Origin of the sequence: Paraburkholderia fynbosensis, assembly GCF_902859935.1 — a bacterium.
GTDB lineage: Bacteria > Pseudomonadota > Gammaproteobacteria > Burkholderiales > Burkholderiaceae > Paraburkholderia > Paraburkholderia fynbosensis.
The window spans coordinates 18,806-34,159 of the sequence record NZ_CADIKI010000032.1; the positions used below are offsets into that span (position 1 = coordinate 18,806).

Here is a 15,354-nt window from a genome sequence, read left to right on the forward strand (position 1 = left end):
CTTCTGCCATTTGGATCAAGAGGTTGCCGGACGATGCTCCCTAACGTCGGTGCGCTTTGGTGCGCTATCGCACATATTCCCTCAGTGGCCGCGCTGCCGCAGCGCCAGCAGCACGAGCTGCACGCTGCGGTTGCTCTGGCCGTCGACCGGGCGCCCGGCGAAGATCGGGAGGTCGGTCTCGGGCAGCTCGGCGACGAAGATGCGCGAAGCGGCGATTCCGCCTTCGGCAATCAGGGCGCTGCGCACGACCTGTGCGCGCCGGGCCGCCAGTGCCCGAGTGACCGCGCCGCCGCCGCGTGTGTCACTGTCGGCGAAGGCCAGCACGGCGGTGTCCGGATGGCCGCGCAGGTAGTCGCGCGCCTTCGCGGGTTCCGCCATGCCCTCGGCCGACAGCGCTGCCTGCCCGGTCTTGAACAGGATTGGATTCACTGCTGGCCATGACGGTGTGATTCTACATTCCGATCAAGGCTGTCAATACACGTCCATTGCCTTTGGACGGCGCTGCCGCGAAGCAGGCGTACAGCCGTCGATGGGCACGGCCGGCGATGCCTATGACAACGCGATGTGAGAGTCGTTCTTCGGCACACTCGAAGCCGAACTGCTCTGTCGCGAACACTTCGCGACCCACGAACAGGCACGGCGGCGTCTGTTCTCGTTTCTGGAGAGCTGGTACAACATACGCCGCCTGCACAGCAGCATCGGCTACTGTTCGCCGCTCGAGTTCGAAAATCTGCATGCGCAAGGTCAAAGCTTATCGCCGCGCGGGTTGTCCACCGCCGGGCAGCATCGTGGTCATGACAGGCGACCCGCCGCCCGGCCATGGACCACCCGCGATTCAACCTTATCGGGAGGTGCCACACCGCATTAAACTCAACTGCAAATCTATCCGTCGAACCGGTCAAGCTCACCGCAGGGATTTGTCGAGGCAGGTCGTGCGCATTGCCGTCGGACGACGGAGGTTGAACGACGAAAGGCGAAGCAACCTCGGGGGCAGGCGTGAACAGGCTGACGAAGCCCGTCCTGATAGTCGTAACGGCACTTTGTGGGAGCCTCAAGGCTGCGCCGCCTGATAGAACTGCGGATGAGACCACGCAGTTGAACTCGTACGGTCCGAGCGTGGAGACGAAAGCGTCATCGCGGCGCACCGTCGCCGCTATCCCGAGCCGACTGCCAGCATCGCCCCATCGGGAGCTTGTGGAATCGATCGATCAACCGGGCGGTGGGATGTCTCTTGCTCCCGCAAACGAAGAGGTCGCAGATAGGCTTGACGTACGCGGGCCGTTTCGGACCTGCTTCGGCGCTGGCAGTTTCGCTCTTTCCGCGCTCGGACATAGCGCATCGGTACCGCATTCACGCTCGTGATGTCGGTGCGATTGATCAACGGACACCAGTAAGGCCGCTTCCTGGGTGTAGCGGACATCTTCGGATGGGGTAGTCACTCGGCTGTTCGTGTCGCGCCCTCACCCCGTTGTTGCAACTGCGACACCGAAGCCAACCAGCAGCAACCCCTGCGCAAAAGGCAGCCATCGCGCTTGCGGCAGCATTTTTTCGAGCATCACGTAGATCGACAGAGCGGCCACCCAAAGCACGTTCATGACGCCAAACACGAAGAGCAACGCCATGAGTGCCCCGCAACAGCCGACGCAATAGGCCCCGTGCCGGAACCCCATGATCCAGGCACCGAGGGTGCCGTCGCGCCATTCGGTCAGAAGAAAACCGAGGGGGGAAGCACACTTGCTAAGGCACGCATGCTTTAAAGGAGTCAGCTGGAAGACTCCAGCAATGACCAGGAGAGCGCCCCCAAGCAGCGGGGTTGCGCTCACCATCATAGGTGTAACGAGGCGGGCCTCGAGCAGGCCCCACTGCGCGAGCGTCGCCAACAGGCTGAAGCCGGACCACACGGCCAGGTAGCCGAGAACAAATACGCTCGTGTGCACATACGGCAGTCGCTGCGTACGCCGCTGGCGGCTCAAGAACGCGAAACTCAAAACCATCGGTACGGTCGACGGGAGCATCATGGCGGCCATCATGATGGCCCACATCGCCAGCACCAGCAGCAGATCGAAGGCGCCCCAATCCGTCATGCGCGGCATGATGGCCATGGCTGCTCCCGCGTCCATGTGCTCCATGCCCCAGCTCATGTACAGCAGATAAATCCACGCGAGCGTCGCGGCAGCCGTGAGTCCCGACAGTACGATCACGCGGTCCCGCACCGGCAGCCGTCGCCTCACGAACCCACTCCGAAAACCTCGCTTAGCCATGGTAGGCGAACGGAGAATAGAAGCCGTTTCGGTCTGAGATTTCTCTGGAAAAGCCGTGGTCGGTGAAGCGAAAGCGCGTCGATTTCCCGATCACCGCCGCGAATCCTGGGACAGGGGTAAACGGGTGATTGCTGATGGTGACGTCGCCTCCATCCTGACCAGGCAACGCTTCGATTTCCATGTCCGCGACATCGGGTATGCGAAGGCTGCGACGCTTCCCGTCGAGGTGGTAGTCGATCGCGGCTGGTTTGACGCCCATCACTTCGCCAATCATCGGGCCCAGCGCGGCAAGCGGTCCCCCGGCTTGACCGGAGAAGATCTTACCCAAGGCCTCTTGCTGCGTCGGTGTCCCGCGTTCGTCGAGATAAAGCGCCACCCTCCACTTGTTTTGCAGCATGTGACCCGGCGAATACGCAAAGAGAGCGATGTTGAGTCCGTCCAGTGTCACGTCGGCGAACTCGCCTTGATCGACGTGCCAACCGATCAGCACCGCGCAGTCTCCATCCGACGGCGGACCGAGACAAACGCAACTGCACGGGGCGTAGCAGTTGCAGCTTTCGAAATACGTACCGGCAACCTTCCAGTTCTCAGCCATGGCATTGACCTCCGTCGTTCGGACGCGGGCAGGTGCGCGCGCTTATGGCATTCGCGCACGGCGCGTTTGCATCCGTCAGTGGCGATCCGGACGCCGGACTTGGCGAGCGAATCAATCCAAGTCTAGGTCGAAATGGCCGGGGCCGTGGGCCGCACATCTCGAACGCCGGGTCCTACGCGAACCCGGGGGCTGGAGGTTCGCAAACATGGCTGCCTCTGTCCCCAATTGCATGCTCGACTTGCTCATCGGCTGTCCTGCATCCTTCCCATGCCGCTCGGCATAGCACGCGGGCGGCACGGTCCGATGAAGGGAAAGTAGGTGCGTTTTCGAACTAGAAGTTGTAGTTGGCCACCGCCAAAGCCGCGACCGCTCGTCGGGTCGCAGGCGAAGCCGTTCCGCCAACGGTCAACGGGGCGACCCGTTTCGCCGCCAGTGCTGAAACACAGCGTGTCCCACACTCGCTTCTACGGCTTGTTCTGCAGCCGCAGCCGCGCCGTCTCAATTGACTGGTGAAGTTTGGCCTGCAACGTCTCACGCGACGGCAGCACGGTCAGATATTCGGCGACGTGAATCCCGCTCTTGTCCAGTTCGAGCAGTTCAATCTGCTCCTGTTTCTTTCCGGCGCAGAGGATAATGCCGAGCGGCGGCAATTCGTCCGGCTCCTGCTCATGTTTTGCCAGCCAGCGAAGATAGAGTTCCATCTGGCTTTGTGCTCGGCCTTGAAAGCGCCGAGCTTCAGTTCGACGGCCACCAGTCGCTTCAGCTTGCGGTTGTATAACAGCAGGTCGATGTAAAAGTCGTCGCTATCGATCTGTAGCCGCTTCTGGCGAGCCACAAACGTAAAGCCGGCGCCAAGTTCGAGCAGGAATTGCTCCATTTCCCGGCGGATGGCATCCATCCTTGATACGGCGCAGTCTTCGCGACGCGCCCGTTCCAATCACAGAAGCCATTATGTGGAGTTCCAATCAAGATGGCAAACGACTAATATTAATTGCATCTAGCAGGTTTTCGAATGGGTTGTCAGGATGATGGTGGATCTCGATTTACTGCGGGCCTTCGTGGCCGTCGCCGAGTCAGGCAGCTTCACGGCGGCTGCCAACGTCGTTGGACGTTCCCAGTCCGCTGTCAGCCAAAAGGTGTTGCGCCTTGAAGACGCTTTGCATGTCCGCGTCTTCGAGCGCACGAGCCGGTCCCTAAAATTGACGCGTGACGGCGAACGCGTGCTCGCTGCCGGCCGGCGACTCCTGGCGCAACACGATTCATTTATGCGCGAGCTTCGCGAGCCTCCTCAACTCACGCGCTTACGGCTAGGCGTTTCGGAAAACTTGGTGCAGCCGCAACTGCCGCTTATTCTGGCGCGATTTGCGCAGCGCTTCCCTTCTGTCGAACTCGCTCTGACCACCGGTTCCAGCCAGGGCCTTATCGAGGATCATGAGGCCGGCCTTCTGGACGTTGTGTTTGCGAAACGCAAACGTGAGGGTTCAGGTCATCGCGGGCGCGTGATTTGGCGGGAACCACTTGTCTGGCTGGCCGCAAAAAATTATCGAAGCGAGCCGGGCCGCCCCGCGCGCCTAGTCATGATGCCGGCGCCATGTTCTTATCGGGAAGTGATGATGGAGTCGCTTGATGCGTCTCGCCGTGAATGGGTCGTTGCCTGCACAGCCAGCAATTTGGTTGGCGTGCAAGCCGCCGTCGTTGGTGGACTGGGAGTCACCGTGCTAGGCAAGTCTTTCCTGCAGAGCGGCATGAAGATTTTGCCTGCGTCGGCGCAATGGCCGGCGTTGCCTGCTTCCGAGGTCGCCGTAATCGGCGAGGACCCGGCGAAACAGTTTATCCTCGAGCCGCTTGTCTCCATGTTTGTCGACGTCTTGACGGAACGTTCGTCGACGACATCGGATGCAGAGGTTGAATCGCTATAGGACACGGTGGCAAAACACCTTTGCGACCGATCGCCAACGCGGACCAACTCACCGCGCGTTACTTCGCGACCGGAGAAATCTAACGCCTCCTGTCGACCTTGCATCAGAACGAGAACCAAGCTACATCTATCACTTTGCTTCGGCTTCCCGCGCCAGCACCGCCAGCATGGCCGTATCGTCACGCTGGCCGACGGCATAAGCGGCAATGGTCGCGATTCCGATCGGTATCGTCAGAAACATGAAAAGCTCGAGGAAGTGCCATTCGAGGCCCAGCAGGATCGCTCCGACATACGCCCCCGATATCGCGCCGAAGCGTCCGATGCCCGTCATCCAACTCGTGCCAGTCGCGCGCATCTCCGTCGGGTAGTAGCTGGCGGCCATCGCCGTCCATCCTGTATTGGTGGAGTTCGTGCAGTAGCCGAGCAGGAACACCATCGACATCAAACCCGAAAGCACAAAAGACATCTTCGCCAGAACGACCGTAAAAATCCCGGCGGCGACGAGCGTCGTCATCATCACGGTGTACGCCTTGAAGCGATCCATTTCCCATCCGATGACGATGTTTCCGAGCGTGCCGCCGACCTGCATCATCGCCGCGACCATCGCGGCATCGCTCATCGAAAAGTGATTGCCCTTCACCATGATCGGAAGCCAACTATTGAGGAAATAGACCGTCATCAGGTTCATGAAGAGACCAACCCAGAGCGCCACCGTGACGCGCGTATGCGGCTTGCTCACGATCAGCTTCATGGCGGCGCGTCTCGCATGACCGCGCTCGCTGGTCACGAACACGGTCGACGGATCGACCGCGGACGGGTCGATCCGGTTGAGCACGCGCATCAATGCGTCGCGGCCGCCCTGCCTGACCGTCAGAAACCTCGCGGACTCCGGCAGCAGGACGGCAAGGACAAGCGCAAAAGCAATCGGAACGATGCCGCCGATCACGAGTATCGACTGCCATCCGTGACGTGCAATCAGATACGTCGATAAGAAGCCGCCGCCGGCGGCACCCAGCGTGAAGCCGCAATAAATCACCGTCACCATGATCGAGCGATATTTCCGTGGCGCATACTCGGAGGCAAGCGTCGCCGCATTTGGCTGCGACGCGCCGAGGCCCAGCCCCGCCAGAAAGCGCATGACCGACAGCACGGCGAGATTCGGCGACCACGCTGAAAGCAGGCTCATGACGCCGAAGAAGGCTACTGCGCCGATCACCACGCGCCGTCTGCCGAATCGGTCGGCGAGCGGGCCGCCCACCAGTGCGCCGATCGCAAGGCCAAACAGCCCCATGCTCAGCACCGGCCCCAGCGCCGCGTGACTTACTTTCCAGTCGTCCAGAATGGCGGGAGCAATGAAGCCCATCGCCACGACATCGAATCCGTCCAGTATCAGTACCGTAAGACCAAGCGCGAGAATCTTCCAGTGAAACGCCCCGAACGGGCGCGTGTCCAGAAACTCCTGTACGTCGAGTTGCTTCACAGTGGGCATCTGTGTCTCCGTGTTCGTTGCAGGCTCGCGGCGTTTAAAGCGTCATTCGCGATCCATAATCTATGTAGTTGTCCGAATCAAAAATCCCTCGACCGGATGGATCACCGGGTTGCTGCCTTTTGTATTGGATGCTTCGAGTGTAGAAATCGAGGTGAGCGGCAGTCAACGTATTTTGCGCAACAGTTTCCATCTGTGAACAAACAAGGGTTAATCCGTAGCGGATATTTTGGCGAAACGCTCTGCGTTTCTGCTCTTCGCGACGAAAATGCTTGTTCCCATAGCGCAACTCGTTCACATTTGGATATTTAAAATAAGCCACCATTCGAGGAATCCATGCAAACACCAACCAAAGGCTTTGGAGGCAGTACGTTTTCGTTCATGTGGCGCGAGTCTGCCTTCGATGCCATGCTGAAAATGCGCGACATTGGACTGAACGATTTCGATGCCCTCGTCGTTCCCGGCCACCTATGGCCCGACGATCTCTCGCCCGCCGACCGATCGAGTCTTGCCCGCGCGTTGCGAAACGAAGGCATTCGCATCGAATCGCTCAATCTGCCCGCACTCGACCTGAATCTCGTCAGCCGCGTCGAATCGTTCCGGCAATACTCGGTCGATCTCTATATCCGCACGATGCAGCTCGCGGCGGAACTGGGTTGCGGCGCGGTCGTTGCGGTGCCGGGCAGAGTATCGTCGCTCTTTCCTCCGCCCTCGAAAGACTCCGAGCTTCTGCTGCGGGACAGCCTGGAACAACTGCTTCGCGTAGCGGAGCGGCTCGACCAGAAAATCTTTCTCGAGCTTCATCCGCAAACCCCGATTCCGACCACCGCCGCGATGCTCGCGTTTCTCGACACCCTGCCTCACGAGCGACTGCTGATCGCATATGACGTCTCCAATGCAGAATTCGTCGGCGAAGACCAGGCCGACGCGATCAGACAATGCGCGCCTCGTCTCGGTCAGCTTCATCTGTCGGACGGCACGCGCAGCCAGTGGCGTCATGACCGTGTCGGTCTCGGCTTGGTCCGCTTCGACGAGATCCTTCGCGCAGCCGAGGACGTGAACTTTTCCGGCGTGTCGATTCTGGAAATCATCTCTTCGACGCCGCTCGACGATCTGCGCGCATCGGCGGAAGTTCTCGCGATGCACGCGGCCCCCGGACGGTCTGACGGCGAGGCACGTTCATGATCGAAGTCACGACGCAGATGCGCTCCCATCGCGGGCAGGACGTCCGGCTGGCTTATCGCCGCAGCGGACCGCCCGACGCCCGCCCAACCGTCCTGCTGCTGCACGGATGGCCGCAAACTTCGTGGGCATGGCGACATGTCATGCCGTTGCTGAGCCGGGACTTCGATGTGATCGCGCCCGATCTTCCTGGCTTCGGCGATTCGTCCAGACCGGAAAGCGGCTTCGACAAGAAGACCATCGCGCGCAGGCTGCATGAACTGGTCGATGCGCTCGGCATCACGCAGGTCGCCGTCGTCGGACACGATCTGGGCGGACATATCGCGTACGCGTACGCCGCACAATGGCCGCAGTCGGTGAGCCATCTCGTGTTCGTCGAAAGCAGTCTCCCGTCCTTCGGGCAGGAAGAGGCGATGGACGTATCGCGCGGCGGAAGCTGGCATTTCGGCTTCAACATGGCCGGCGACATTTCGGAGTCGCTGGTGCGGGGGCGCGAGTTCCTCTTCATCGACCACTTCGTGCATCGCGAATCCGTAGGCGTGTTCGATGCCGACTCGATCAGTCCCGACGATATCGAGGTCTACGCCCGTGCTCTCGCACGCCCCGGCGCGTTGCGCTGCTCATTCAGCTACTACCGCACCCTGCCGCTGGACCGGCAGGACAACGTCGTCTGGGGAAAGACACCGCTTGCCATGCCGGCACTGGCCATCGGCGCACGATGGGGCTACGGACAAGCGTCCGCCGATACGTTGCGCCGCGTGGCCGCTCACGTCACGGAGAGGTTGATCGACGATTGCGGTCATTACGTGCCCGAGGAACGGCCAGCCGAATTCGCCGAAGCCGTGCGCGAATTCATCTTCAAGCATGCCACGACGCGTCGACAAGCCCTATCGAAGCTTTGAATAAGGCTCATCGATCCGGCTTTATGGACACCCTCAGACGATCACCCGATACTCGACTCATGCCGGCAATCACTTCATGGCCCGGCCAGAGAATACGGAGACGTTTGTGCATAGCGATACACGGATGAACGTGGAGCAGTTCATCGATTCACAGCCCCTTTCGGCGTTCCAGAAGCGCGTTCTGGTGTTGTGCTTCCTGATCGTCGCCGTCGATGGCTTCGATACCTCGGGCATCGGCTTTCTCGGCCCTGCAATCCGCGCAGAGTGGCAAGTGGCTGCATCGGCGCTCGCGCCGCTGTTCGGCGCAGGACTGCTCGGCCTGACTGCAGGTGCATTGTTGTTCGGGCCTTTAGCGGATCGCTACGGACGCAAGCGGATCCTGATCGTGTCCATCTTTCTGTTCGGCATCGCGAGCCTCGCAACGGCCGCATCGCCCGGTCTTACCGCCCTCGTCATCGCCCGCTTCTTCACCGGTGTGGGGCTCGGCGGCGCCATGCCGAATGCGGTCACGCTGGCGCGCGAATACTCGCCGGGATCGCGGGCATCGAGCCTCGTCACGCTGATGTTCTGCGGCTTCACCATCGGTGGCGCGTTCGGCGGCCTCGCGAGTGCGCAGTTTGTCGGCATGATCGGCTGGCGCGGTGTGCTGGCGATCGGTGGCATCGCGCCGCTCCTGCTCGTACCCGTCCTCGCTGCGATGTTGCCGGAATCGCTCGGCTTCCTGCTCCTGCGCGGCACACCAAAAGATCGTCTCGTCGCAACGTCCATCGCGGACCGCATTCGCATACATGATGCGGGCCAGGTCTCGCTGTATGCCAACGCAAAGCCGCTTGATCGGACGTCGTCGGTTCGCGAGCTGTTCGCGCCCGGTACTGCACCCGTCACGCTGCTGCTGTGGACGACCTTCTTCATGCTCCTGTTGATCGTCTATCTGCTGACCAGTTGGCTGCCCGTGCTGCTCGCGGCCGCAGGCGTGTCGCTCAGGCAGGCATCGCTGATGACGATGATGTATCAGGTCGGCGCCACGATCGGCGGAATCTGGCTGGGCCGTCGCATGGACCGTTCGGACCCGCAACGTGTGCTCGCGCTGGCGTTTCTCGTCGCGACGGCGCTGATCCTGATCTGCGCGTGGTCGGAAGGATCGAAGCTCATCATCGTCGGAACGGTGCTTGGCATAGGTTTTTGCATTGGCGGCGGCACGATTGGCGGCTACGTGCTCTCGGGTAGCTACTATCCGACCAGCAGCCGCGCCACGGGCGTGGCATGGGCCAACGCCGCAGGGCGCGTCGGCGCGGTGCTCGGCTCCATGGCGGGCGGTGCGCTGATCGGCTTCGGCGTGAACTTCGAAACGTTCTTGCTCCTGCTCGCCGTGCCAGGTGTGATCGCCACGTTGGCCATGTTCGGACTCGAACGATTGCGCCGCGACGGGCGTCGGCGGATCACTTCGATGCGCGCTCCGCCGAAACCGAGTGAGCCGGCATGACCGATCCCGATGCATTCAGCACAGTGGCGATGTTTCGAGAAACAGGTCCGCGACGACCGACCGTAACCACCGATGCCCCGCGTCATGATGGTTGCGCGAATGCCAGTGCTGTTTCACCGCGTAAGCGGACAGATCGAACGGCAATGTGAACGAGCGAATCGACTTTTCCCGGAGCATCAAGGCTGCGAGCCGTGACGGGATCATGGCGACGAGGTCGGTGCGTGCGGCGATTTCCGCAACGCCGAGATAGCTGGGCACTTCGAGCATGACTCTCCGGTCGAGCTGCATGCCCCGCAGGATCCGATTCAGGATGGAGTGCCCCGTTCCGGATGGTGTGACCGTGATGTGCCCTTCCGCCAGAAACTCGCTGACGCTGGGCTGATCGCTCAGGCGCGGATGGTCGGCAGCAATGATGCCGATATACGTTTCCTCCATAAGCTTCTGTTGATAGAAACCGTCGTTGAGCTGGGGCATGAATCCGATGGCCAGTTCCACCTCGCCAGATTGCAGCATGCCCGGCGTTTCGTCGGCGATGTGCGTGATCGTAAGCTTCACGTCCGGCGCGATGGATCGCAGCCGGTTGAGCCAGCGGGGCAGCAATACGTTTTGCGCGACGTCCGTCACGGCAACACGAAAGTTTCGCGCGGCCCGTTCCGGATCGAACAGCGTCCGGTATTTCGACACGGCCTCGAAGGTGGCAAGCAGGCCGAGTACCTGTTCGTAGAGGTCGACGGCAAAGGGAGTCGGTTCCATGCCGTGAGCCAAGCGCACGAACAGCGGATCGTTGTAGTGCTCGCGCAACTTTGCCAGATTGAATGACACCGTCGGCTGCGACAGGTCCAGGTTGATCGCGGCCTGCGAAACACTGCCGGCCTTGTAGGTCTCCGCGAACACGGTGAGGAGCCTGACGTCGAGTTCTGCCATGTTTTTAACCCATCGAAAAGAGTCAACGTGCACTCGGTGGATGTTTTCAAGCTGGTGGGCTTGTCAGGTGCATCGATGAGGTTATCACCTGAGCCTGATCGCAGGCATTGCAATCCCGCATTTTTATTCGAAGGAAATCTTATGAAAATAAACGCGCCAGTCGCACTGGTCACAGGCGGCAGACGTGGCATCGGCCGTGGGATCGTCTGGCGTCTTGCGGACGAAGGATTCGATATCGTCATCAACGATCTGTTCGATGACGATGCCATGCGCGAGACGATCGACGGTGTGGAGGCCAGAGGACGCAAATGCGCGATCGCGCTCGGGGACATTGCCGCACTGGACCAGCAGGACGATTTCGTGAATCGTGCGTGGCAAGCCTTCGGACGCATCGACACGCTCGTGAATAACGCTGGCGTTTCCGTATTGTCGCGCGGCGATCTGCTCGATGTTTCGGTCGAAAGCTATGACCGCAATCTGGACGTCAATCTTCGCGGGCCGTTCTTTCTGACCCAGCGGTTCGCCCGCCGGATGATGGACATTCCCGATCCGGAACACTATCGCTCCATCGTCTGCATCTCATCGACGAGCGCGGATACCGTCAGCATCAACCGTGGCGAGTATTGCATCTCCAAAGCGGGCCTCTCGATGATGGTCAGGCTGTTCGCCACGCGACTCGCCGCACACGGCATCGCGGTGCATGAGATTCGCCCGGGCATCATTCGCACCGACATGACAGCGGTCTCGGCGGCGAACTTCGATGAACGCATTCGCGAAGGACTCACACCGATCCGTCGCTGGGGCACGCCGGACGATATCGGTAGCGCGGTTGCTGCACTCGCCGTCGGCACGTTTTCGTTCTCGACCGGCAGCGCTTTCGAACTCGACGGGGGCATGCATATCAACCGGTTCTAGGTTTTCAGTCGCGCGTGCATCGCGCCACTCGACACTCAGGAGGTCTCACATGAAGCGAACCATCGTTCTGATACACGGCTCATGGCACTGGGGCGGCTGTTTCCAGAAAGTCGCCACGCTGCTTGCCGCGCAGGGACATCCCGTGCTGTGCCCCGATCTCAAATCCCACGGCCTCGATCCGGCACGCTACGAGCAGGTCACGGACATGACCGACTACACGGCAGCCGTCAGCGCATTGCTCGACAACGCGGCCGAACCCGTCGTCCTGCTCGGACACAGCATGGGTGGCGTCGCGCTGACCCATCTCGGCGAGCAGTACCCGGACAAGATTAGCAAGCTCGTCTACCTGACGGCTTTCATGACTCCGCGCGACAAGTCCGCGAACGACTATCTCCTCTCCGACGGATACAGGAACGATCCTTCCGTCGCGAAGCTCTTCGATATCGTGATGCCTTCAGCGGACGGCAAGGGCGTTTCGTTGAACGTGGAAGCGCTCGCCACGGTGAGATCGTCGTTCTACGGCGATTGCAGCGACCGGGACGTCGCCGTCGCCGCTGCCAACGTCGTGCCGACGAACACGGCCGTGCCCTATCACGCCCGGACCGAAACGACGCAGGAACGATTCGGCTCGATTCCTCGCGTGTTCATCGAGTGCACGCAGGACTTTGCGCTTCCCATCGATCAGCAACGGCGCATGCAAGCCGACGTACCTGGCGCAAAGGTGGTCACGATGAACACCAGCCACTCGCCATTCTTCTCTCAGCCAGAGCGTCTTGCTGAAATCATCGGCGCGGAAGCCGGCTAACACTCGCCTTGGCGCGCACCCCAAAACCTGCATGACGACATGAATCGGAAAACACGATATGACGTTCGATAGCCCACTTTCTCCCGATCATCTTCCGGACGGATTCCGCCACGACACCGCATACGTGGAAGACGTGAAGCTGCACTATGTGACGGGTGGCCAGCCACTCGGCACGGCGCCGCTCATGCTTCTCATCCACGGCTTTCCGCAGAACTGGTGGGAATGGAATCGCGTGCTTCGTCCGCTCGGCGAGCATTTCACCCTGATCGTTCCCGACCTGCGCGGCGTAGGCTTTTCCGACAAGACCGAATCCGGCTATACGAAGAAACAGCTTGCAGCCGATCTGTTCGGTCTGGTCCAGAGTATCGGTGACGACCCGCCGCATGTCGTGGGCCACGATATCGGCGCGATGGTCGCTTACGCCTATGCATGGCAGTTCCCCACGCGCTCGCTCACCGTCCTCGATGCCTCCATTCCTGGCGTCGGCGATTGGGACGAGATTGCATCCAGCCCGCTGCTATTTCACTTCTCCTTTCATCAGAAGCGTTACCTTCCCGAGGCCCTGATTTGCGGTGGCCGCGAGCATATCTATATCAGCTCGTTCATCAACGATCGCATCGACAATGCGGCGGCGATCTCCGCAATCGATATGGCCGAGTATGTTCGCGCCTATTCGCATCCCGGTGCGTTTCGGGCGGCGATGGAGATGTATCGGCAATTCCCGCAGGATGTCATCGACAATCGCAACGCACCACGATTGCCCGACTCGCTTCCGGTTCTCGCGCTCGGCGGCGACCGTCGCTGGGGACCGCACATCGTCGGGCGGATGAGCGCGGTGGCCGACAATGTGCGTGGCGGTTCGCTGCCGCGCTGCGGGCACTTTCTCGCTGAAGAGCAGCCTGAACTGCTCGTCGCCGCTCTACGCGAGTTCTGCGAGCACTAAACGAGCGAGGGCGTCGCCGGCCGCGACGTCCGCGCCGCCTCGACTACGGCGAGCGTTGCCGCAAGCGTCCGGGCAGCGTCGTGTCCGTCGATCATAGGTCGGGCGTCGCCCTTCACCACATCCAGGAAATGACGTAACTGTGCCGCGTACACGTTCTCCGCGACGCAGGAAAGGTGCGTATCGTGAATGGGCTGATCTCGGCCTTTCTTTCCGCGATACGACCACAACGCGAGATCCGGCAGCGTGAGGGCACCATCCGTACCCGCGAAAAAATGCGTGGGTACGGGACGATAATCGAAGAGCGCGCGATCCTCGCCTGCCGTCGTGTCCCAGTTCCACGGCGCCGAAGTCGTGTCGGACAGACTGACATTGGCGAGCGCGCCGCTTGCGAGTGTCAGCGTGCACGCCGCAGAATCCTCGACCTCATGCCTACGAACCTCGTTCGACGTCACCGCCTGGACAGAGACGATTTCGCCGCACAGATGCCGAAGCAGGTCGATCTCATGAATCAGGTTAATGAGAACCGGCCCGCCACCGGGCTGACGCCGCCAGGGAACCTCGAAGTAAGCGTCGGGCTTGACCATCAGGCACATGATGTTCGCCAGAACCAGTTTGCCGATTCTGCCGCCGTCGATCGCGTCCTTCACTGCGCGCACCGCCGGATTGTGCCGGCGATGATGCCCGACCAGCATCGCGATGCCCGCCGTGGCTGCCGCAGCGGCAAGCGTACGGGCCGCATCGAGATCGTCGGCGATGGGCTTTTCCATCAGCAGCGGCAGCTTGCGCGCGACGCACGCCAGCCCCACTTCGAGATGCGTGTGATTGGGCGTGCACACGATGACGGCATGCACATCGCCGCTCGCGAGCGCCTCGCGATAGTCGCGGTAATACGGCACGTTCAGCGCCTCCGCGTACGCGGCCGCCTCGGGCGAAGGATCGGCAATCGCCGCGAGCCTGCATGCGTCGTTGTGAGCGATTTCATCTATATGACGCTTGCCGATCACGCCCGCGCCGATCACGGCAATATTGATTCGTTCGGCCATTCAACTCTCCTTTGTCGGTACGTGCCGCGCGAGAAACGGAACGAGTTCGCGCAACACTTCTTCATGCGATTCTTCCGGCAACAGATGACCGCCGCCGATGCCGCATCCGCTGACGTCGTCCGCCCAGTTGCGCCAGATGTCGATGGGCGTCGCAATCTGCCCTGCGCGCTCGCGCCTGCTCCAGAGCACGAGCACGGGGCATGCGAGCCGTGCGCCGCGCGCCCGATCGGCTGTGTCGTATTCCGAGTCCTCTTCGACTGCCGCCCGATAGTCTTCGCACATGGCGTGACGCACGTCGGGATCGCGGAAGGCGCGACGGTACGCGTCCAGCGCGATGGGATCGATGCGATCGAGACCGCCCGCCATCCTGGCCAGCGCGCGCTCGATGAACGCGTCGGGGGCCGCCGCGAGCATGCGCTCGGGAAGGTCCGCAGGCTGCGACAGGAAGAACCAGTGCCACGCATTCATCGCGAAGCGGCGATCCACGGCATCGAGCGCATCGATGATGGGCACGACCGTGAGCGATGCATAGGCCGCCACGCGCGCCGGATGATCCAGCGCAAGCCGATATCCTGATCGCGCCCCACGGTCGTGCCCGACGATGCCAAAGCGCTCATGGCCCATCTTGCGCATCAGTTCGACCAGCGCGTGCGCGACACGGCGCTTGGTCCATCGCGGCGTGCCCGACAAGGTACGACTGTCGCCGTAACCCGGCAAGTCCGGCGCGATGACGGTATATGAACGCGCCAGCACCGGCGCAATGTGACGCCACACGATGTGGGTTTGCGGATAGCCGTGAAGGAGCAGGACAGGCGCACCGGCGCCGCCCATTACGCCTTTGAAACGCACGTCGCCGGCTTCGATATCGAAACGGGTGAAATCATTGAACATCGCGAG

At 61.3% G+C, this 15,354-nt stretch carries 15 protein-coding genes and 2 pseudogenes; 8 read left to right on the forward strand and 9 right to left on the reverse strand.

Annotated elements, in window-relative coordinates:
* Nucleotides 1-81: 81 nt before the first annotated feature.
* On the reverse strand, nucleotides 82-429 hold the full coding sequence (locus tag HV770_RS34820) for an OmpA family protein (protein WP_175165997.1): 348 nt from the start codon (nucleotides 427-429) through the stop codon (nucleotides 82-84).
* 16 nt (nucleotides 430-445) lie between these two features.
* Here HV770_RS34820 and HV770_RS39160 point away from each other — a divergent pair.
* Nucleotides 446-736 (forward strand): annotated as a pseudogene (locus tag HV770_RS39160) (transposase); the annotation flags it as partial.
* Between the two features lie 724 nt (nucleotides 737-1,460).
* Here HV770_RS39160 and HV770_RS34830 read toward each other — a convergent pair.
* The 3 genes and pseudogenes from HV770_RS34830 to HV770_RS34840 form a co-directional block, all read right to left on the reverse strand.
* Nucleotides 1,461-2,231 carry a DUF2182 domain-containing protein gene (locus HV770_RS34830; RefSeq protein WP_217468685.1) on the reverse strand — a complete coding sequence of 257 codons (771 nt, stop codon included), beginning with the start codon at nucleotides 2,229-2,231 and terminating at the stop codon, nucleotides 1,461-1,463.
* A 22-nt stretch (nucleotides 2,232-2,253) separates the two neighbouring features.
* Nucleotides 2,254-2,856: a DUF1326 domain-containing protein gene (locus tag HV770_RS34835; protein ID WP_027803920.1), complete on the reverse strand. Its 603-nt coding sequence runs from the start codon at nucleotides 2,854-2,856 to the stop codon at nucleotides 2,254-2,256.
* Nucleotides 2,857-3,320: 464 nt separating this feature from the next.
* Nucleotides 3,321-3,754: pseudogene (locus HV770_RS34840) on the reverse strand (PDDEXK nuclease domain-containing protein).
* A 127-nt stretch (nucleotides 3,755-3,881) separates the two neighbouring features.
* Here HV770_RS34840 and HV770_RS34845 point away from each other — a divergent pair.
* Nucleotides 3,882-4,775 (forward strand): LysR family transcriptional regulator, encoded by an 894-nt coding sequence (locus HV770_RS34845; RefSeq protein ID WP_175165998.1) that lies wholly within the window; start codon nucleotides 3,882-3,884, stop codon nucleotides 4,773-4,775.
* 129 nt (nucleotides 4,776-4,904) lie between these two features.
* On the opposite strand, the gene HV770_RS34850 is transcribed toward HV770_RS34845, so the two are convergent.
* Complete coding sequence (locus HV770_RS34850) at nucleotides 4,905-6,263, reverse strand: MFS transporter (RefSeq protein ID WP_175165999.1); 1,359 nt, start codon at nucleotides 6,261-6,263, stop codon at nucleotides 4,905-4,907.
* A gap of 34 nt (nucleotides 6,264-6,297) precedes the next feature.
* Nucleotides 6,298-6,585, reverse strand: a complete 288-nt coding sequence (locus HV770_RS34855) for a hypothetical protein (protein ID WP_175166000.1) — start codon at nucleotides 6,583-6,585, stop codon at nucleotides 6,298-6,300.
* Nucleotides 6,586-6,596: 11 nt separating this feature from the next.
* On the opposite strand from HV770_RS34855, the gene HV770_RS34860 reads away from it, so the two are divergent.
* From HV770_RS34860 to HV770_RS34870, 3 genes are all read left to right on the forward strand, one after another.
* Nucleotides 6,597-7,445, forward strand: a complete 849-nt coding sequence (locus HV770_RS34860) for a sugar phosphate isomerase/epimerase family protein (protein ID WP_175166001.1) — start codon at nucleotides 6,597-6,599, stop codon at nucleotides 7,443-7,445.
* Nucleotides 7,442-8,344 (forward strand): alpha/beta fold hydrolase, encoded by a 903-nt coding sequence (locus tag HV770_RS34865; RefSeq protein ID WP_175166002.1) that lies wholly within the window; start codon nucleotides 7,442-7,444, stop codon nucleotides 8,342-8,344. The genes HV770_RS34860 and HV770_RS34865 overlap by 4 nt, the downstream gene beginning before the upstream one ends.
* 106 nt (nucleotides 8,345-8,450) lie before the next feature.
* A complete protein-coding gene (locus tag HV770_RS34870; protein WP_246291501.1) occupies nucleotides 8,451-9,827 on the forward strand; it encodes an MFS transporter in 1,377 nt (458 codons plus the stop codon).
* A gap of 15 nt (nucleotides 9,828-9,842) precedes the next feature.
* Here the strand turns inward: HV770_RS34870 and HV770_RS34875 are convergent, their stop codons facing one another.
* Complete coding sequence (locus HV770_RS34875; RefSeq protein ID WP_175166003.1) at nucleotides 9,843-10,751, reverse strand: LysR family transcriptional regulator; 909 nt, start codon at nucleotides 10,749-10,751, stop codon at nucleotides 9,843-9,845.
* A 141-nt stretch (nucleotides 10,752-10,892) separates the two neighbouring features.
* Between HV770_RS34875 and HV770_RS34880 the strand changes: the two genes are divergently transcribed.
* From HV770_RS34880 to HV770_RS34890, 3 genes are read left to right on the forward strand one after another with little or no spacing between them, the layout of a single operon-like run.
* The gene (locus HV770_RS34880; protein ID WP_175166004.1) at nucleotides 10,893-11,666 is read left to right on the forward strand and encodes a 3-ketoacyl-ACP reductase; all 774 of its coding nucleotides are present in this window, start codon (nucleotides 10,893-10,895) and stop codon (nucleotides 11,664-11,666) included.
* Nucleotides 11,667-11,715: 49 nt separating this feature from the next.
* Complete coding sequence (locus HV770_RS34885; protein WP_175166005.1) at nucleotides 11,716-12,471, forward strand: alpha/beta fold hydrolase; 756 nt, start codon at nucleotides 11,716-11,718, stop codon at nucleotides 12,469-12,471.
* A 58-nt stretch (nucleotides 12,472-12,529) separates the two neighbouring features.
* Nucleotides 12,530-13,414: an alpha/beta fold hydrolase gene (locus HV770_RS34890; RefSeq protein ID WP_175166006.1), complete on the forward strand. Its 885-nt coding sequence runs from the start codon at nucleotides 12,530-12,532 to the stop codon at nucleotides 13,412-13,414.
* On the opposite strand, the gene HV770_RS34895 is transcribed toward HV770_RS34890, so the two are convergent.
* Both HV770_RS34895 and HV770_RS34900 read right to left on the reverse strand, forming a co-directional pair.
* The gene (locus tag HV770_RS34895; RefSeq protein WP_175166007.1) at nucleotides 13,411-14,457 is read right to left on the reverse strand and encodes a Gfo/Idh/MocA family protein; all 1,047 of its coding nucleotides are present in this window, start codon (nucleotides 14,455-14,457) and stop codon (nucleotides 13,411-13,413) included. The two genes, HV770_RS34890 and HV770_RS34895, sit on opposite strands and share 4 nt — an antisense overlap.
* Nucleotides 14,458-15,348 carry an alpha/beta fold hydrolase gene (locus HV770_RS34900; RefSeq protein ID WP_175166008.1) on the reverse strand — a complete coding sequence of 297 codons (891 nt, stop codon included), beginning with the start codon at nucleotides 15,346-15,348 and terminating at the stop codon, nucleotides 14,458-14,460.
* Nucleotides 15,349-15,354 lie beyond the last annotated feature (6 nt).

Excerpts from the sequence above, each read along its gene's own strand:
- HV770_RS34835 (WP_027803920.1), bottom strand. The coding sequence starts at position 2,856 with ATGGCTGAGAACTGGAAGGTTGCCGGTACGTATTTCGAAAGCTGCAAC.
- HV770_RS34845 (WP_175165998.1), top strand. The coding sequence starts at position 3,882 with ATGATGGTGGATCTCGATTTACTGCGGGCCTTCGTGGCCGTCGCCGAG.
- HV770_RS34850 (WP_175165999.1), bottom strand. The coding sequence starts at position 6,263 with ATGCCCACTGTGAAGCAACTCGACGTACAGGAGTTTCTGGACACGCGC.
- HV770_RS34855 (WP_175166000.1), bottom strand. The coding sequence starts at position 6,585 with ATGGTGGCTTATTTTAAATATCCAAATGTGAACGAGTTGCGCTATGGG.
- HV770_RS34860 (WP_175166001.1), top strand. The coding sequence starts at position 6,597 with ATGCAAACACCAACCAAAGGCTTTGGAGGCAGTACGTTTTCGTTCATG.
- HV770_RS34865 (WP_175166002.1), top strand. The coding sequence starts at position 7,442 with ATGATCGAAGTCACGACGCAGATGCGCTCCCATCGCGGGCAGGACGTC.
- HV770_RS34875 (WP_175166003.1), bottom strand. The coding sequence starts at position 10,751 with ATGGCAGAACTCGACGTCAGGCTCCTCACCGTGTTCGCGGAGACCTAC.
- HV770_RS34880 (WP_175166004.1), top strand. The coding sequence starts at position 10,893 with ATGAAAATAAACGCGCCAGTCGCACTGGTCACAGGCGGCAGACGTGGC.
- HV770_RS34885 (WP_175166005.1), top strand. The coding sequence starts at position 11,716 with ATGAAGCGAACCATCGTTCTGATACACGGCTCATGGCACTGGGGCGGC.
- HV770_RS34890 (WP_175166006.1), top strand. The coding sequence starts at position 12,530 with ATGACGTTCGATAGCCCACTTTCTCCCGATCATCTTCCGGACGGATTC.
- HV770_RS34895 (WP_175166007.1), bottom strand. The coding sequence starts at position 14,457 with ATGGCCGAACGAATCAATATTGCCGTGATCGGCGCGGGCGTGATCGGC.
- HV770_RS34900 (WP_175166008.1), bottom strand. The coding sequence starts at position 15,348 with ATGTTCAATGATTTCACCCGTTTCGATATCGAAGCCGGCGACGTGCGT.